Source organism: Niameybacter massiliensis (genome assembly GCF_001282685.1).
GTDB classification, from domain to species: Bacteria; Bacillota; Clostridia; order Lachnospirales; family Cellulosilyticaceae; genus Holtiella; species Holtiella tumoricola.
Window position 1 is genome coordinate 128,423 of the sequence record NZ_LN875034.1, and the last position, 17,645, is coordinate 146,067.

Genomic DNA, 17,645 nt, shown 5'->3' on the forward strand with positions numbered 1-17,645 from the left:
TAATAGGTGCAAAAAACATAAAAAAAATTAAATATATATATTGATTTTATACAAAATTAATGATACGATAATTATAAATTAAGTAAACATTGGTGTAAAATTCAAGTTTTACATGTAAAAATAAAAATTTACATCAATAGAATGAAAAAAATAGAAATGACTTGAAATTATATCAGACAAGGGGGCGTTTTTTTGAAGAAGGAAATTAAAAAAAGCAAATTCAAAGTAAATAGAGATGATGTGGAACTATCACTCTTAGCATTGCCTACTTTCATATGGTACGTTGTTTTTAGTTTTATTCCAATGATCGGGATTCTAATTGCATTTAAAGATTTTAGAATTTTACCTGGTCAAGGTTTTGTTGAAAGTCTTATACAAAGCGAGTGGGTTGGCTTTACAAACTTTGAATTCTTGTTTAAGACACCAGATGCACCAATTATTATTCGAAATACAGTAGTTTATAATACGATATTTATTATCTTAGGAACAGTGGTACCAGTTGCATTAGCAATCGGGATTACACAACTTTATAGTAAAAAACTTGCAAAAGTATGCCAAACAGCAATGTTCTTACCACACTTCCTTTCATGGGTAGTTGTTAGCTACTTTGTATTCGCATTCTTAAGCTATGATAAAGGGATTGTAAATCAATTCTTAGGAAGCATAGGTCAAGATTCAATCCAATGGTATATGCAAGATAAGTATTGGCCATATATCTTGGTATTCATGCAAGTTTGGAAAACAGTTGGTTATGGTATGATTGTTTACTTAGCAGCTATAGCAGGTATTGATAATACTTACTATGAAGCCGCAGTTATTGATGGAGCTACAAAATGGCAACAAATCAAATATGTAACATTACCACTTATCAAACCAATCATCATTATTATGTTCATCATGGCAGTTGGTAATATCTTTAGATCAGACTTCGGTTTATTCTACCAAGTACCAAAAAATGCAGGAACATTATTTAACACAACAGCAACTATGGATACTTACGTATATAAAGCGATTGAAGGAACAGGTAGTATGGCAATGAGTTCAGCTGCAGCATTCTTCCAATCAGTTATTGGTTTCATTACTATTGTTACTGCAAATACCATCGTTAAGAAAATTGATGGTGAAAATGGATTATTCTAAGAAGGAGGACAGAAAATGAAATTTAAAAAAGAAAAACAACAACTCGAAGGGATCGAAAAATTTAATAGAATCTCTAAAGGAAGCAACTTTGCAATATCAGCTTTATTCATTGTCCTCGGTCTTATTTGTATCTTACCAGTAATCTTAGTATTTATGATTTCTATTAGTTCAGAACAAAGTATTATTCAAGATGGATATAGATTCTGGCCTAAAGAATTTTCACTATCAGCTTATAAATATTTATGGGATACAAAAGACTCATTACTTAATGCTTTAAAAATTTCTGTAATTGTTACAGTAGGTGGAACAATTATGGGGCTAGTATTAAATACAAGTATTGCTTACTCATTATCTAGAAGAAACTTTAGATTTAAAAAGTTCTTTACATGGGTTATCTTCATTCCAATGCTTTTCAGCGGCGGTATGATTTCATTCTATATAGTAGTAGCAAATATGTTAGGACTTAAAGATAACATTTTAGCTTTAATGCTTCCAATGGCAGTATCATCTTTCTATATCATCATCTTAAGAACATTCTTCCAAACAACAGTGCCAGATGCACTTGTGGAATCAGCTAAGATTGATGGTGCAAGTCAATTACGTATCTTTACAACAATTGTATTACCAATCTCATTACCAGCAATTGCTACAGTAGGGTTATTCCTTACATTCAGTTATTGGAATGACTGGTATAATGCGTTACTCTTCATTGATAACTCAAGCCTTGTTCCACTTCAAGCGATGCTTAATCGTATTGAATCAGATATCACATTCCTAAACCAAAATGCAGGTTTACTTGGAACAGCGGCAGCAGATGTTGTTAAAGGTCTACCAACAGAAAGTGTTAAGATGGCAATTGTAATGGTGATCGTACTTCCAATTGCATGTTCTTATCCATTCTTCCAAAAATACTTCATCTCTGGTTTAACAGTAGGTGCGGTAAAAGAATAATTGAAGTTAAATCCATAAGGGATTTGATGATAAATAAACTAAAGTAACATAAATAAAAACAAAATGTAAGCAAATGAAAGGGGTAGTTTTAATTATGAATAAAAAAATGAAATCACTAGCACTTTTATTAGTAGGGATTATGTCTTTAGGTACTTTAACAGCATGTAGCGGTGGAAATAGCTCAACACCAACACCAGCTGGAGACAATCAAACAACAGCATCTTCAACAGATAATAAAAAGACAGATGCACCAGTAAATCTTGTTTGGTGGACAATTGGTAACGAACCAAAAGATTTAAAAATGGTAAATGATAAAATTAATGAGTACACAAAAGAAAAATTAAATGTTACTCTTGAAATTAAATATGCAAGCTGGGGAGAATACGGCGATAAAGTATCAAAAGTTGTTCAAAGTGGTGAAAACTATGATATCGCATTCGGTGCAAGTATCAATAACTACACTGATTTAGCTGCAAAAGGTTACTTTGCTGACCTTACAGATCTTGTTCCAACAGCAGCACCAGCTCTTTGGGACTTCATCCCATCAGATCTTTGGAAAGGTGTAACAATGAACGATAAGATCTTTGGTGTACCTACATACAAAGATTCTTCTCAATCACAATACTGGGTATGGGATAAAGAATTAGTAGAAAAATTAGGTATTGATTACCAAAACATTAAAACATTAGAAGAATTAGAACCAGCACTTCAAGCGATTAAAGCAGATAATCCAAGTGAATACCCACTTGTTCTTCAAGGTATAGAAGGTATCAATGGATTCATGGCAACAATCAATGAAATCGATGAATTCTTAACAAAACCATATGTAGGTATCAACTATAACGATACAACAGGAACAGTAGTTTCTCCATGGGAACAAGACTATGTAATGGATAACTTAAGAACAGTACACAAATGGTTCAAAGAAGGACTTATCAATCCAGATGCTGCAACACTTACAGAAAGTCCAAAATACAGACCTGTAACATCTGACCAAGGTTACCCACATGCAGATGCTGACTGGACAAATTCAAGAAATTATCCTGTAGTATCTAACATGTTCTTCGGACCAAAATACTCAACAAAAACTATCCAAGGTTCATTCTTAGTAGTATCAGCAGGTTCAAAACATCAAGAAGAAGCACTTAAAGTTATTGAACTCTTCAATACAGACGAATATGCACGTAACCTTCTTGCATTCGGTATCGAAGATACACACTACAAAAAAACTGGGGATAACACAATTGAAATCTTAAGTGATGGTTACCAAGCTCCAGCTTACTCACAAGCTACATTCTTCAATATGTACGTAGTAGATCCAGCTCCAGCAACAAAATGGACAGATCTTCAAGCTCATAATGAAACAGCAACATCTTCACCAGCATTAGGATTCACATTCAATACTGATCCAGTTAAAAACCAAGTTGCTGCTTGTGCAAACATTCAAGCTAAATACGAACCATCTCTTATTACAGGTTCTGTAAATCCAGATGAAGTAGTACCAAAAATGTTAGATGAATTAAATAAAGCAGGTTACCAAGAAATCATTACAGAAGCACAAAATCAACTTAATGCCTTTTTAGGTAAATAATAGTTACTAACAGAGCGAATACTTTTATGGAATGAGTAGGGGGAAACCTCTACTCATTTTGTTTTTATTGAATCAGAGGAAATATATAACAAAATATGATTAGATTTGATAAAATAAGATTTAGAGATTATTTAAGTGAGGGAGAAGGTGATACGATGAAAAACGTGGGGATTAATGAGATAGCTGAAAGATTAAATATATCTCGTAACACTGTATCAAAAGTTATGAACAATAGGGGAAGTGTTGCAGATAAGACAAGAAAGAAAATTATAGAGACAGCTATAGAGATGGGGTATAGTAAATTACCTGAGCATCTATCAGAAGGATATAGTAACAAAAATACTATGAAAAATATACTTGTGATAGCGACTTCACCAGACTTTTCATCTTTCTGGGGAAAGATTATTAATGGAATTACTAAGGAATTAGCAGATAGAGAATATCAATGTTTTTATCACTTTTTGACGTTTGATCAAGCTGCTCATTTTACTTTACCTAAGTTAGTAGAGAGTAAAGAGCTTGCTGGTATCATTGTTATGAACGTTTATAATATTGATGCTATAAAGAGCATAGCTACATTAGGGTTACCAACAGTATATTATGACTTACCATTAGGTATAGATATAAGAGAGGCTAAGGCAGACGTAGTTGTAGCGGAAGGAAGAAAGAGCGTCTTTTATCTCACGGAACAGTTGATTAAACAGGGTGATAGAAAGATTGGGTTTATTGGAGATGCAAGCTACTGTAGGAGTATAGAGGATCGTTGGAGAGGCTTTATGAGAGCTCATGAGATCTATAATATACCAATTAACAAAGAGTATTGTTTCACCAATAAGCAAGGACACTTTTACTTTGGAGAAGAAGTAGAACGTACCCTTGAAGAGGTCTTTAGTGACCGAATAAACTTACCAGAGGCATTTGTATGTGCCAATGATGCTATTGCATATAAGGTAATTAATCAATTAAAAGCATATGGATACCGTATACCAGAAGATATACGCATAACAGGATTTGATGATATTGATGTCCTAGGAGAAAAAGAATTAACATCTGTAGGTATTGATATATCAGATATAGGCATAAGACTAGCAGAACAACTTGCGTGGAGAATAGACCATCCAACAAGGAATAATGAAATGATTAAGATTTATGGAGATATTCATTTTAGAAAATCAACTGAAAGACCAGTATGAAAGATTAAAAAGAGGAGTATATACTAACGAACTGATAAGTTAGTGTATACTCCTCTTTTTAATAGGGTTAATAAGATGTAATGGCTATTTATAATATTGTATTGGAAACTGATATTGAAAGATAAAAAGGTGGAAATTGAATAGAATAACAGTATCCTAATTACCGAATAAGTAAAAGATTTATTTGCGTAGGTCTGAAGGGGTGATGCCCGTTAGACGTTTAAAGACTGTAGAGAAATATTGGCTCGATGAAAAAGATAGCATATATGCAATCTCAGTGATACTTAATTCAGTTTGGGTTAATAGCATTTTTGCATAGTTAACTTTTTCTCTAAGGATATACTCATTGGGTGGTAGACGTAATTCGTTGCGAAATTTCACTTTAAATTGTGAAACAGATAAATGTGCATTGTTTGCTAATACTTCTATATTAATAGGTTCACAAATGTGAGAGGTAATATAATCAACACTCTCATTTAAAAAATTATCATTTGGTTGTACTGGTAAGTTTGCGTATTTGATAAGCTCTGTTAGGACTGTAAGGAGACGATTACGAAACATGGTATTTTTCAATGGAGAAGCTTCGTTAGCAGTAGTTAGTAAATTTTCAATACAGTGTTTAACATTATTTTTTACTTTAAAAGGAGCATTACTATTTCTAAGTAATTCATCGATGATATAAGAACATTCTTTATTACCAAAAGCAAAATTAACATCTATAAATTTTGAAGGGTCAAATTGGATGTAATAGAGTTTTAAAGGTTCTATAGAACAATGGCCAGTGTTATAGGAAGTGTGAGGAGAGAGTATCACGACATCATTACTGAAAACCTTAAAATGGGCAGAGTTAATGTTAAATGATTGCGAGCTCTTGTAAAAATAGTAGATGGTAAGTAAAGAAGTTTGTTTATTAATAGGAGGAAGTGCATGAGAGGTAGTAAGCTTCCCTAAGGTGATAGGAAAATCAACATCATTTCCGAATTCAATATGTATATTGGAATTATTATTAGAGGTGCAATTTTGAATAGAGTGCATAGCTTATAACCTTCCTAAGTGAATAATATGAAGATATTTTAGATTAATTATATCAAATAATTGATAACAAGTAAAAATGGATGAATACCTAATGGTATGGGCAAAAGTTGATGATAGTCATTAGATAAAAGAGGTAGCCACTGTATGTGGCTACCTCTGTAAAGAACTGATAGATTAAGGTGTTACTTCGATTTGTGTAGTCCAGATGATATTGCCTTTATCTTCTAAAGTAAGTGTAAAGGTACCTGGTTCTAGTGTGAATTGCATATTAGCATCCCAAACAGACAGGTCTTCTGAATCTAAGGCTAAATTGTATCTTCTTGTTTCGTTAGGTTGAACGAATGCCTTGTTGAATGATTTAAGTTCTCTATCACGTCTAATAGTTGATGCTTGATTATCTTTGATGAAGAGTAAAGGTACAGGAGCACCAACTCTATCACCTGTATTTGTAATGTCTACTGCAAAGGTGAAGCAAGTACCTTTTAACAACTCTGCTTTTGAAAGTGTAAGTGTATTTGCTGCTACTTCGCTATAGTTATAAGTTGTATAGTCTAAACCTGCCCCAAAGCTAAAGAGCGGTTTTGATTTCTCATTGTGATATACCATGGCTGGATAAGATGTTTTGTGGTTGTAGTATACAGGAAGTTGTGCAGCACTATAAGGAATAGATACTGGTAATCTACCTGATGGAGAAATCTTGCCGAGTAAGATTTCAGCTAAAGCTTGTCCACCTACTGGACCTGGGTAGAAGCTGTATAGTAGTGCATCTGTAGCTTCTGCTATACGAGGAATGGCATAAGGTCTGCCTGCAATGATGATGGATACAGTAGGCTTATTGAGTGCAAAAATACGTTCTGCTAACTCATTTTGAAGGCCACTAAGTTCAAGATGTGCACAGTCAACACCTTCACCACAATCCATTTGTAAGCTACCTTCTTCTAAGATTGCAGCACCATTGGTATCAAACTTAGCACCTTTAAAACGGCTACTAGAACCACCTAAGGCTAAGATGACAAGGTCACATGTGCTAGCAAGCTTAACAGCTTCTTCAAGCTCTTCTTGTGTACCATCCATAATGTTACTACCTTTATGGATGTGTAATGCCACATCTTCACCTACAAGTGTTTTAAGGCCAGTGAGTAAAGAGATTCCTTGACTTTCTTTAATAGGTGGTGTGTAGTCCCCAAGTTGGTGATATACTTCATCTGCATTTGGTCCAATAACAGCAATAGACTTAACGCCATCTAATTGGAGAGGGAGTATATTATTTTTATTTTTAAGAAGTACAACAGACTCGCGTGCTAAGTTAAGAGATTGTGGATACTCTTCGTAAGTAAATGTAGGTGTAGCAGTTTCCTCATCAAGGAAAGGATGTTCAAAGAGACCTTGAGAGAATTTCAGTGTAAGAATCGCTAAAGCAGCTTCGTCGATTTCCTCTTCTGTGATGTAGCCTTTTTCTACAGCTTCTTCAAGCTTTGAAAAACCTACATCCCATAAGCTCATTGTAACGCCGCTACGAAGTGCAAGGGCACCAGAACGAGCAAAGTCACCTGTAAGTTCGTTGAGACGGTCAACAGCTACACCATCGGCCATAACAACACCTTTGAAGCCAAATTCATCTCTTAAAATATCTTTTAGGAGATGGCTGTTAGCATGACATGGTACGCCATCGATTTCGTTGTAGGCAGCCATAACACCACTTGCACCTGCAGCAACAGCAGCTTTAGTAGAAGGAAGGTGAATTTCACGAAGTTCACGCTCACCAATACGTGCAGCACTTGCATTTACACCACCAGTGCCTTCACCTTGTGCACAGAAGTGTTTGATCACAGATAATACACCTTGACTTTCGCAACCGATAACAGCACTTTCAGCCATTCTAGCTGAAAGGTAAGGGTCCTCGCTATAGCATTCTTCACTACGGCCCCAACGAGGGTCACGAAGAACGTCTAAAGCGGAAATAAGACCAAGGTCTACACCCATAGATTTCATTTGAGCACCACATACTTTGTAAGCCGCTTCGATGAGTGGAGGGTTAAATGTAGCGCCCATTGATAAGTTAACAGGGAGTAGATAGCCATCTAAGGCTTGATGACCATGAGGACATTCTGTACTCATAAGCGCAGGAATACCAAAGCGAGAATGACTCATAACGAAGGCTTGTACTTTGTTATAAGCTTTTGGAGCAAGCTCTGTGACAATGCCAGTCTCAAAGTCTTTGTTTGCCCAAGGGTCAGCACGGTAAAGGCCATAAAGTGTACCAAGTCCACCGTAGTACTCTACTTCGTCAGTTAAGTGCTTCGTAAGGATGATCTCATCATCCTTACGTTCATAAGCTTGAAAACCATAAAGTTTTTGATTAATTTGACCTACTTTTTCACGTAAAGTAAGACAAGTTAAAAGGTCTTGTGCACGCTCAGAAGGTGTAAGTGAGGCGTCTCTAAATTTTTCTGTCATTATCTAAATACCACCTTATAAGTTTTGATTTCGTATGGTTTGATAGTGAATGTGAAAGCATTTTCTTCAGTTGTTAATGCTTCTAATTCATTTTCTAATAAATCACATTCATGAACTGAAACGATAGCATTAGCGAAGTTTAATGTAGCTTTTGTACGTTTGTTTTGGTATTCATAAAGACGTACAATGATACCACTACCATCTTCAGCAAGCTTAATAGTTTCAAGTAATACGTTATCTTTGTTAATGTTAGCAAATGAGAAATCTGTATCGATATTCCCTTTATTTGCTACAAGTACAGGCTGGTTAAGTTTGATCGCTTCTTCTTGAGTATGAGCTTCTTTCCATGTACCTGTATGTGGGTAAAGTGCATAAGTGAAGAAGTGTTCTTCTTGGTCAGTTGTTGGGTTTGGATCTATACCTGATTTAATGAGTGTAAGGCCAAGGTCTGTATCTTTGATAGAGTGACCATATTTACAATTATTAAGTAAACTTACCCCATAGCCACCTTCAGATAAGTCAACCCATTTATGTGCACATGACTCGAATCTTGCTTGATCCCAACTTGTATTTTCATGTGTTTTACGTGTTAGGTTACCAAACTGAATGTCAAATGTAGCTTCATCTGTGTGAATATCTAATGGGAAGTGAACTTTAAGTAGGTGTTGGCTTTGCTTCCAATCTACATAAGTTTCGAAGTCGATACGTCTAGAATCTGCATAGAAGTGGATACTTTGACGGATGATAGAGTCTACAAATGGTCTTTCGATTTCAAGAGTAGCACGTACAGGACCTACTTCTGTCCAGTTCATGCTTGTAAGCTCTGTAACTTCCCAGAATTTTTGTTTGTAGTAAATGTCGATATCCCAGTTGTCGTAGCACATTGGCATATCTTCGTATACCTTCATGACATTACCTTTTTGTCCTTCAAGAATAAGCTCGCGGTCATTTTCTTTGTCATAAATAGATGTAAAGAGACCATTAGCATCTAATTGAACACTATAAAATGGTGTATCAATAGAATGATTTGTTGTAGCAAAAACATCTGTAGTAGCTACTGCGTCTTGTGAAAGTGCAAAGCCTTTAAGACCTTTTGATGGTAATGCTTTAACATAAGCTACAGCACCATCTTTTGTTTGTTGAACAGGGTATAGAGTACCTTCTTGATCAACAAGAGCAGTAGTAGCGTCTAAGTTTGTAATAGTAGTAGGAAGTGCTACAACAGTATCTTTCACAAAGCCTGATGTGTTAGCAAGTGTAATGCCATCACCAGTCCCTACTAATGTGTCCAGGCGGTCATTAATAAGTGTTTCAGTTTGAGCCTTAATATCAGCGTATTCTTTTGCTGTTACTTCATAAACTTCTTTGATTGAAGTACCTGGTAAAATATCGTGGAATTGGTTAAGAAGCATTGTTTTCCACATAGAATCAAGTTCAGTAGTTGGGTAGCTTGCACCTTTATCAAGAGCCATAGTACTTAAAAGTTCTAGGTTCATAAGGTTATTTTCATTTTCTCTATTTGAACGTTTATTACGTGCCATAGAAGTGTAAGTACCACGATGGTATTCAAAGTAAAGTTCACCTGACCAAGTAGAGAGCATATTGCTGTCTTCTACAGTATCTTTTAATGTATCAAAGTATTCTCGTGCGAAGGCTTGACGTACTTTTGGTGTACCTTTAATACCTTTTTCCATACGAGTAGAGGTTTCAAGCATTGTTCTTGTTGGGCCACCTCCACCATCACCATAGCCATAGGCAATAAGAATATCGTTGTTCATATCTTTGTTTTGATAACGCTCCCATGCACCCATAAGTGCATCTGGATGAAGCATACCATTGTATGTTGTAAAGAAGTTATCAAGAGACTGTCCAACACCAAGGGTTGTAATGAAGTGTGTTAAGATTTCTGTACCATCAATACCGCGCCATTTGAAGGTGTCGAATGGAAGTTTATCAAATTGATTCCATGCAAGTTTTGTAGTCATGAAGTAGTCGATACCGCATTTGTCCATGATTTGAGGAAGTGCAGCTGAATAACCGAATACATCAGGTAACCAAAGGATACGGTTATCTACACCAAACTCTTCTTTGAAGAAACGTTTACCGTGCATGAATTGACGTACAAGTGACTCGCCAGAAGTTAAGTTACAGTCTGCTTCAACCCACATACCACCTTCTGGTTCCCAGCGGCCTTCTTTAACCTTTTCTTTGAGGCGAGCATAAAGCTCTGGGTAACGTTCTTTAAGGAAGTAGTAAAGTTGAGGTTGGCTAGACATGAATTTATAGTTAGGGAACTCATCCATAAGCTTAAGTACAGTAGCAAAACTACGCGCTACCTTTTGTCTTGTTTGAGCAACGGTCCAAAGCCATGCTACGTCAATATGTGTATGACCAATACATGTAGCAATCACTTCATCAAAGCCAGCAAGATCTTCATAGATTGCTTTTTGAATGAAGTTACGAGCAACTTCTATAGAAGCGTAGAATTCATTACTATATGGTTTTCTAAGATCAACCAGGTTAATGGTATCATTTAAAGCTGTTTCAATATCTAAACGGACTTTATCACCTTTTGGCATACGATTAAGTGCCCATAAAGGTACTTGAAGATCGTAATAGAGTGCATTGATCTCAGGATTAAATTCAGCCATTTCACCGATTAATCTAAATTCACTGTGAATAGTCCCAGTGTAAGATTGTAAATCAATATGATAAGTTTCACCAGCTTTTGCACATTCTGTAATAAGCACTTCACGATGGTTCATATCTAAACCTTGAACAATTTCATTGTTTACAAAAAGAAGGAATTGAGGGTTTTTACCGTCGTCCCATTCGTCAATTTGCGTATGGATAATCATCCAAAGTGATTTGCCATCAAAACTTTCTGGTACTGTAAGTGTTGTTTTGAACCAGTAATGTTTATCTGGACCATACCAGTGCATGGTACGGCTGTCGAAGTCTTCCCAGTCTGTCTGTGCTGCATCTGCTTCGATAGGTGTGTTGAAACATCCTGGCTTAACTTGCCAAGTTTCTAAAGGGTTACACTGAACTTTAGAAAGCCTTTTTAATTTTTGGGTAATAATAGTGACTCTTTCTTTTGTGTAGAACATGGTATCCTCCTAGAGTGCGAAGTAATATGTTTTGTTTACGTTAAGTTTACGTTTTTGTTTAAAATTATTATATAATCTTTATTATAATAACTAAATTAGAAATTGTATAGATAAAAAAAGTGATAAAATATAAGCTTATATACTTAAAAAAATCTTTAAATCTCTAAAAATATAGATAAAATGCCTTATTAACAAGATAAAAGGTGTAAACAGCTTGTAAAGTAGATGTAAAATTTATTGATAGAAAGACTATAAAAAGAATGAAAAAAGCATAGAAATCCTATATAATTAATAGGAAATAGACTGAAAATACGCATAAAACTAAGAGCATAAATAGGTATATAAACAATAAATGTAAAGTATAAAGATAAAAATGTAAACACAATAAAAAAACTTTCAGTTTTTATAGAGCTTTTGAGTGTTTTTATTGAGGCTAAGTAAAGAATTCATGTAAACTAAAATAAAGACAACAGCATGAAATTTTGACATTATAAGGAGAGAAGATATATGAAAGGAATGGGAATGAGTGACATTGCTGAAAAAGTAGGTGTGTCGCGTAATACTGTCTCAAAGGTAATGAATGGACGTGGAAAAGTATCTCAGGGGGTAAGATACCAAGTCATTGAAGCAGCAATAGAACTGCGCTATCATAAGTTGCCACAAGAACTTTATGAAGAATATATGCTAACTATCAAAAAGGATGAAAAAGAAAAGGTATCTAAAAATATCCTTGTGATCGCAACATCACCAGACTTTTCAAGCTTTTGGGGACATATGATCAGTGGCATAACAAAAGAATTAGCCGATAGAGAATATAGCTGCTTTTATAATTTTTTAACTTTTCAACAAGAAAAGGACTTTGAGTTACCACCTATTTTACAAGAGGCAGATATTACAGGTATTATCGCTGTGAACTTATATGATAAGAATGCTGTAAATAAATTATCACAAGCTAATTTACCTACAGTGTATTTTGATATTCCATTAGGCATTGACCCGATGTCTGTAAGCGCAGATGTAATTGTGGTAGAGGGTAGAAGAAGTGTACTTAAAATTACAGAAAAACTTATTGAACAAGGTGACAAGATCCTTGGTTTTATAGGTGATACCCAATATTGTAAAAGTATTGAAGAAAGATGGAGGGGCTTCGTTAGAGCGCATAATGTAGCAGGTATTCCTATCCATAATGAGTATTGCTTCATTAGTAAAGAGCATGGACATTTCTATTTTGAACAGCAAGTAGAAGGTACGATTACATCACTTATTGAAGATAAACAACCTTTGCCACAAGGATTTGTATGTGGAAATGATGCCATTGCGCATAAGGTCATTAAAGTATTAAGACAGCATGGATATAAAGTGCCAGAAGATATTAGAATTTCAGGGTTCGATGATATTCCTTTAGAAGGTGAGGAATCAACATTAACTTCTGTACGTACTAATATTCATAACATAGGTAGACGCTTAGCGGAACAGATTGTATGGCGTATAGATAATCCAGATAGAGATTATGAAAACATTAAAATTTATGGGCAAGTGGAATTTAGACAATCAACCAATAAGAGAAGCTAATAGCATAGAACTGGGGGATAAATATATGAAAAATATATTATTTATAATGGGTGACCAACATAGATGGGATTGTATAGGTGCTTATGGTAATAAGATATTGCAAACACCATATTTAGATGCATTAGCACAAGATGGTGTGAAACATACAGAGCACTATACAACCTATCCAGTTTGCACACCTGCTAGGTATTCTATTTTAAGTGGGCTATATACACATCAGCATATGGGATGGAGTAATCATTGTACATTGGCAGATGGTATAGAAACTTTTCCAAAGATACTTAGGAAAAATGGCTATAAAACAGCTGCAATAGGGAAAATGCATGCCACACCGACATATTTAGATATGGGATTTGATAAAATGATTCTATGTGAACAAGATGGTGATGGGCGTTATGATGATGATTATCATAAATATCTAAAAGAGCAAGGTTTATTAGATGAAAATGATTTAATCGATCAGAGACAAGAATTTAGAGCTAAAGCAGATGAAAAATATTGGGATACTTGTGGGGCTATGAAATCTAATTTAGATGAAAAGCATCATTCTACAACATGGATTACAAATCGTGCACTAGAGGAAATAAATTCATGGGGAGAAGGCGGAAATATGATGCTTGTGAGCTATGTGAAACCGCACCATCCTTTTGATCCACCAGCTCCATACGATACAATGTACAATTCAGAGGAAATAGAGATACTGCCAGGGTATACAGAAGAAGTATCAGATGTAGATTATGAACATGGTTCAGGATATTTTGATCATAAAAATCTTACAGAAGATAAGCTGAGACAGGTAACAGCTCATTATTATGGAAGTATTACACATATGGATCATCATATTGGGCGTTTAATAGAAGCATTAAAAGCTAAAGGGCTTTATGAAGATACTTTAATCGTTTATACAAGTGATCATGGAGAGTATTTAGGGTTCCACCATATGCTACTAAAAGCTAATTATATGTATGATCCATTAGCTAAGGTACCACTTATTATTAAATATCCTAATAATGAATATAAGGGGGAAATCAATGAGCAAATAAGTTGCAATATTGATCTTGCTCCAACTTTCCTTACACAAGCTAATTGCCAAATACCATGGACCATGAAAGGGCTTAATTTATCAAACCAAGAAGTGGGAAGAGAAATGACAATATGTGAAGGCCTTAGAGTAGATATGTGTAATGGTGTTCTTGAAAGATACTATGAATACATGGTAAGAAGCAAAGATTATAAACTTATTATCAGTAAAAACTTCAATCATTATAGATTCTTCGATCTTAAAAAAGATCCATATGAATTAAATGATGTAGCAGCAGACTTACAATACAAAGAAGAAATTGAACGACATAAAGCATTTTTAGCACAAACAATGACATTTGATGCACTCACACCAATCTATTTAAATGAAGAAGAAAAAGTGTTTATAGAAGATAAGAAACCTGATTTAGATAAGCGAAGAGAAGTAGAGGAATATTTCAAATTAAAAGTGCCTTACGAGAAAGAGTAGGCTAGGGGGAACAAATGAAACAGCCAAACATATTACTCATATTATGTGACCAATTTCGTTGGGATTGCTTAAGTGTAATGGGGCACCCAACCGTTGAAACACCAAACTTAGATACATTAGCTAATGAAGGTGCACTTTTTACCAATGCTTATACGCCAGCACCGAGTTGTGTGCCAGCAAGAGCGAGCCTCTTTACAGGCATGAGCCCTAATCAAACAGGTTTTATAGGGTATCAAGATGGGACAGAGTGGAACTTCCCTAATATGTTGCCAGAAGTTTTACGTAACTCGGGCTATCAAACGCATTGCGTAGGAAAAACACATTTCTTCCCGCAACGTAAGCATTGTGGATTTGAAGGACTAGAGTCTTATGAGGCATGGCAAGTATTTGGTCATCACTATGTTAATGACTACCATGAATGGCTTGCGGACAAGACCGGTAAGGTGATGGATGAATTACATCATGGGTTAGATGATAATAGCTGGAATGCTAGACCAAGTACATTACCGGAAGAGTTACATAACAATACATGGGTTGTGACAAAAGGGTTAGAGTTCTTGAAGAAGCGAGATAGAACAAGACCATACTTCTTAAATTTATCTTTCCATAGACCACATCCTCCGATAGATCCACCACAATTCTATTGGGATGAGTATATGAAAAAAGAATGTGAACAGGTACCTGTAGGAGATTGGGCAGCTAAACATGATAAACCCGTTAGAGGGCTTGATACTTGGGAAGGTCATTTAGATGAGGGGAAATTAAGAAGAACACGCCTTGTTTATTACGCTCAAATTGCTCACATTGATACACAAATAGGAAGATTAATTCGTAGCCTTAAATATCAAGGTGAAATGCCAGATATGATTATCTTTACTTCAGACCATGGAGAGATGCTCGGTGACCATCATCTATTTAGAAAAACCTATGCTTATGAAGGTAGTGCAGCAGTGCCATGTATTATATGGACTAAAGATAAGGCGTATAGAAGTAAAGAAGAAACACCAATAGTCTTACAAGACTTATACAGTACTATATTAGGATATGCTAATATACCGCAGCCGGATTATGTAGATGGATGCAATTTAATGCCATTATTAAATCATGAGAGCCAAGCTGATGTAGGTAAAAATATATTTGATAGAAAGTGGATTCATGGAGAGCATGCAAGGTGCTACAGTCCAGATGAAGCAATGCAATTTATGACTGATGGTAAGACCAAGTACATTTGGTTTACTCATACAGGAGAAGAGCAATTATTTGACCTTGAAAAAGATCCTTATGAATGTCATGAATGTTCAAAGGATGGAGCCTATAAAGAAGTAATTTTAGAATGGCGTAAGCGAATGATAGATTATTTAGCTACAAGAGAAGAAGACCATTTATCAGATGGAAAAGAACTAATAACAGGCCTATTACCTGTTAAGAGAAAGGGGATACATCAATGAAAAAGTATAACATTATTTTGATTACAACAGATCAACAACGTTATGACACAGTAGGTGAGCTTGCACCAGATTATATGCGTATGCCACATACTCAGTATCTTATTAACCAAGGAATTAGCTATACCAATGCTAATGCCCAATGTCCACTGTGTGTACCAGCACGTATTTCTATTATGAATGGGAAGTTTCCTCAGACAACAGGTTCTACAACAAACTGTGAGACAACAGATGTGATGGGAACACGTGATACCTTACCAGACCTTATGAGACAAGCAGGTTATCAAACCATTGCAATAGGAAAGATGCATTTTGGACCACAACGTGCAAAACACGGATTTGATGAAATGATTATTCCTGATGACTACTACAGACAAATGCAACGTAGTGGAAGCCTGATTCAACCAATGCATCACGGAATGGGACAAAATGAGATTTATCCAGCACTTTCTACTGTACCAGAACCAATGACATTGACTTCTTGGATATCAGAACAATGTGTAGAATACATAAGAGATAGACGTGACCCGTCTCAACCATTCTTTATGTGGTGTTCTTACTCTAAGCCCCATCCACCTTTTGATCCACCAGAACCATACTATTCAATGTATCGAGGTGAAGAGATAGCAGATCCTGTATTTGGAGATTGGTCAGATGATGAACATGCACCTCTTGCTTTTAAACGACTTAGACAAATGTGGGGATACGATAAAATTAGTCCAAAGATCATAAAAGAAGCAAAGGCTGCTTATTATGGCTTGCTCACTCAAATTGATTACAATATGGGACGGATTTTCTCTGCGCTTCAAGACTTTGATATGCTTAAAGATACCATTATCCTTTTCACTTCAGACCATGGAGAATACTTAGGAGACCATCACACAGCAGCCAAGTTCTTCTTACATCAAGCATCTACTCATGTACCATTTATTTTAAGACTCCCACCATCAATGGGGCATAAGCTAGGTGGAACAAAACAAGATATCCCTGTAACTCATGCAGATATCTTACCAACCCTTGTAAATCTAGCAGGTGGGACAGTACCTGAAGATGTAGATGGACAAGATCTTATGGCAGTACTTGAAGGGAAAGAAAAGCCAAGACAATACGTAGAGATGGTATCACAAATGGGCATGTTAGAGTCCATAGGTATTACAGACGGGGAATTTAAATACATGTGGTACTTAGAAGATCAATGCGAGCAACTCTTTGATCTTATCAATGATCCACAAGAACTTAAAAACCTTGCAGGATTAGAAGCATATAAAGGGGTTCAAGAAGAACTTAAACAAGCTTTAATTGAAAGTGAACAAACTAAGAAATTAAACTACGTTAAAGATGGTAAGCTCACAACTATAGAACCACTTCATGACGATGAAAGACATAGAAGAGCGAATCCATGGCCAGGGTATCATACAGAATACTGCGATATTGATGTAAAACATTAAGTAAGTGAGGGTGTGCTGGTATGAATATTGTATTCCAACTTCTAGTCCTCGACCTTTAAGACAGGCTAAGTTCATTCCATCAAACTAACGGGCAAAAACTCGGAAAAGAAGTTCACTTTTCCTCAAACACTTGCCCTAAAATCAGCTTGATTCCATTTACTAAGCCTCTCTAAAAAGTCTGCGGAGGAAGTTT

11 protein-coding genes are annotated in these 17,645 nt (G+C 35.6%); 8 read left to right on the forward strand and 3 right to left on the reverse strand.

Annotation, left to right across the window (positions count from 1 at the left end):
• The first annotated feature begins 192 nt into the window (after window positions 1–192).
• The 4 genes from BN2390_RS03165 to BN2390_RS03180 all read left to right on the forward strand — a co-directional run bounded on the left by BN2390_RS03165 (window position 193) and on the right by BN2390_RS03180 (window position 4,875).
• Window positions 193–1,140: an ABC transporter permease gene (locus BN2390_RS03165; RefSeq protein WP_082238554.1), complete on the forward strand. Its 948-nt coding sequence runs from the start codon at window positions 193–195 to the stop codon at window positions 1,138–1,140.
• A 15-nt stretch (window positions 1,141–1,155) separates the two neighbouring features.
• Window positions 1,156–2,091, forward strand: coding sequence for a carbohydrate ABC transporter permease (locus tag BN2390_RS03170; RefSeq protein WP_053982899.1), 936 nt, complete (start codon window positions 1,156–1,158; stop codon window positions 2,089–2,091).
• Between the two features lie 94 nt (window positions 2,092–2,185).
• Window positions 2,186–3,682, forward strand: a complete 1,497-nt coding sequence (locus tag BN2390_RS03175) for an ABC transporter substrate-binding protein (RefSeq protein ID WP_053982900.1) — start codon at window positions 2,186–2,188, stop codon at window positions 3,680–3,682.
• Window positions 3,683–3,777: 95 nt separating this feature from the next.
• A complete protein-coding gene (locus tag BN2390_RS03180) occupies window positions 3,778–4,875 on the forward strand; it encodes a LacI family DNA-binding transcriptional regulator (protein ID WP_053982901.1) in 1,098 nt (365 codons plus the stop codon).
• A 180-nt stretch (window positions 4,876–5,055) separates the two neighbouring features.
• Here BN2390_RS03180 and BN2390_RS03185 read toward each other — a convergent pair whose 3' ends face one another.
• From BN2390_RS03185 to BN2390_RS03195, 3 genes are all read right to left on the reverse strand, one after another.
• Entirely contained in the window at window positions 5,056–5,910 is an 855-nt protein-coding gene (locus BN2390_RS03185) for a helix-turn-helix transcriptional regulator (RefSeq protein ID WP_053982902.1), read from the reverse strand.
• Between the two features lie 174 nt (window positions 5,911–6,084).
• The gene (locus BN2390_RS03190; RefSeq protein WP_053982903.1) at window positions 6,085–8,367 is read right to left on the reverse strand and encodes a glycoside hydrolase family 3 N-terminal domain-containing protein; all 2,283 of its coding nucleotides are present in this window, start codon (window positions 8,365–8,367) and stop codon (window positions 6,085–6,087) included.
• On the reverse strand, window positions 8,367–11,477 hold the full coding sequence (locus BN2390_RS03195) for an alpha-mannosidase (protein WP_053982904.1): 3,111 nt from the start codon (window positions 11,475–11,477) through the stop codon (window positions 8,367–8,369). The genes BN2390_RS03190 and BN2390_RS03195 overlap by 1 nt, the downstream gene beginning before the upstream one ends.
• A gap of 507 nt (window positions 11,478–11,984) precedes the next feature.
• Here BN2390_RS03195 and BN2390_RS03200 point away from each other — a divergent pair.
• From BN2390_RS03200 to BN2390_RS03215, 4 genes are read left to right on the forward strand one after another with little or no spacing between them, the layout of a single operon-like run.
• Entirely contained in the window at window positions 11,985–13,049 is a 1,065-nt protein-coding gene (locus tag BN2390_RS03200; protein ID WP_053982905.1) for a LacI family DNA-binding transcriptional regulator, read from the forward strand.
• On the forward strand, window positions 12,988–14,559 hold the full coding sequence (locus BN2390_RS03205; protein ID WP_082238556.1) for a sulfatase family protein: 1,572 nt from the start codon (window positions 12,988–12,990) through the stop codon (window positions 14,557–14,559). Before BN2390_RS03200 ends, BN2390_RS03205 begins: the two co-directional genes overlap by 62 nt.
• Window positions 14,560–14,573: 14 nt before the next feature.
• Complete coding sequence (locus tag BN2390_RS03210; RefSeq protein ID WP_053982907.1) at window positions 14,574–16,007, forward strand: arylsulfatase; 1,434 nt, start codon at window positions 14,574–14,576, stop codon at window positions 16,005–16,007.
• Window positions 16,004–17,452 carry a sulfatase-like hydrolase/transferase gene (locus BN2390_RS03215; RefSeq protein ID WP_053982908.1) on the forward strand — a complete coding sequence of 483 codons (1,449 nt, stop codon included), beginning with the start codon at window positions 16,004–16,006 and terminating at the stop codon, window positions 17,450–17,452. Before BN2390_RS03210 ends, BN2390_RS03215 begins: the two co-directional genes overlap by 4 nt.
• Window positions 17,453–17,645 lie beyond the last annotated feature (193 nt).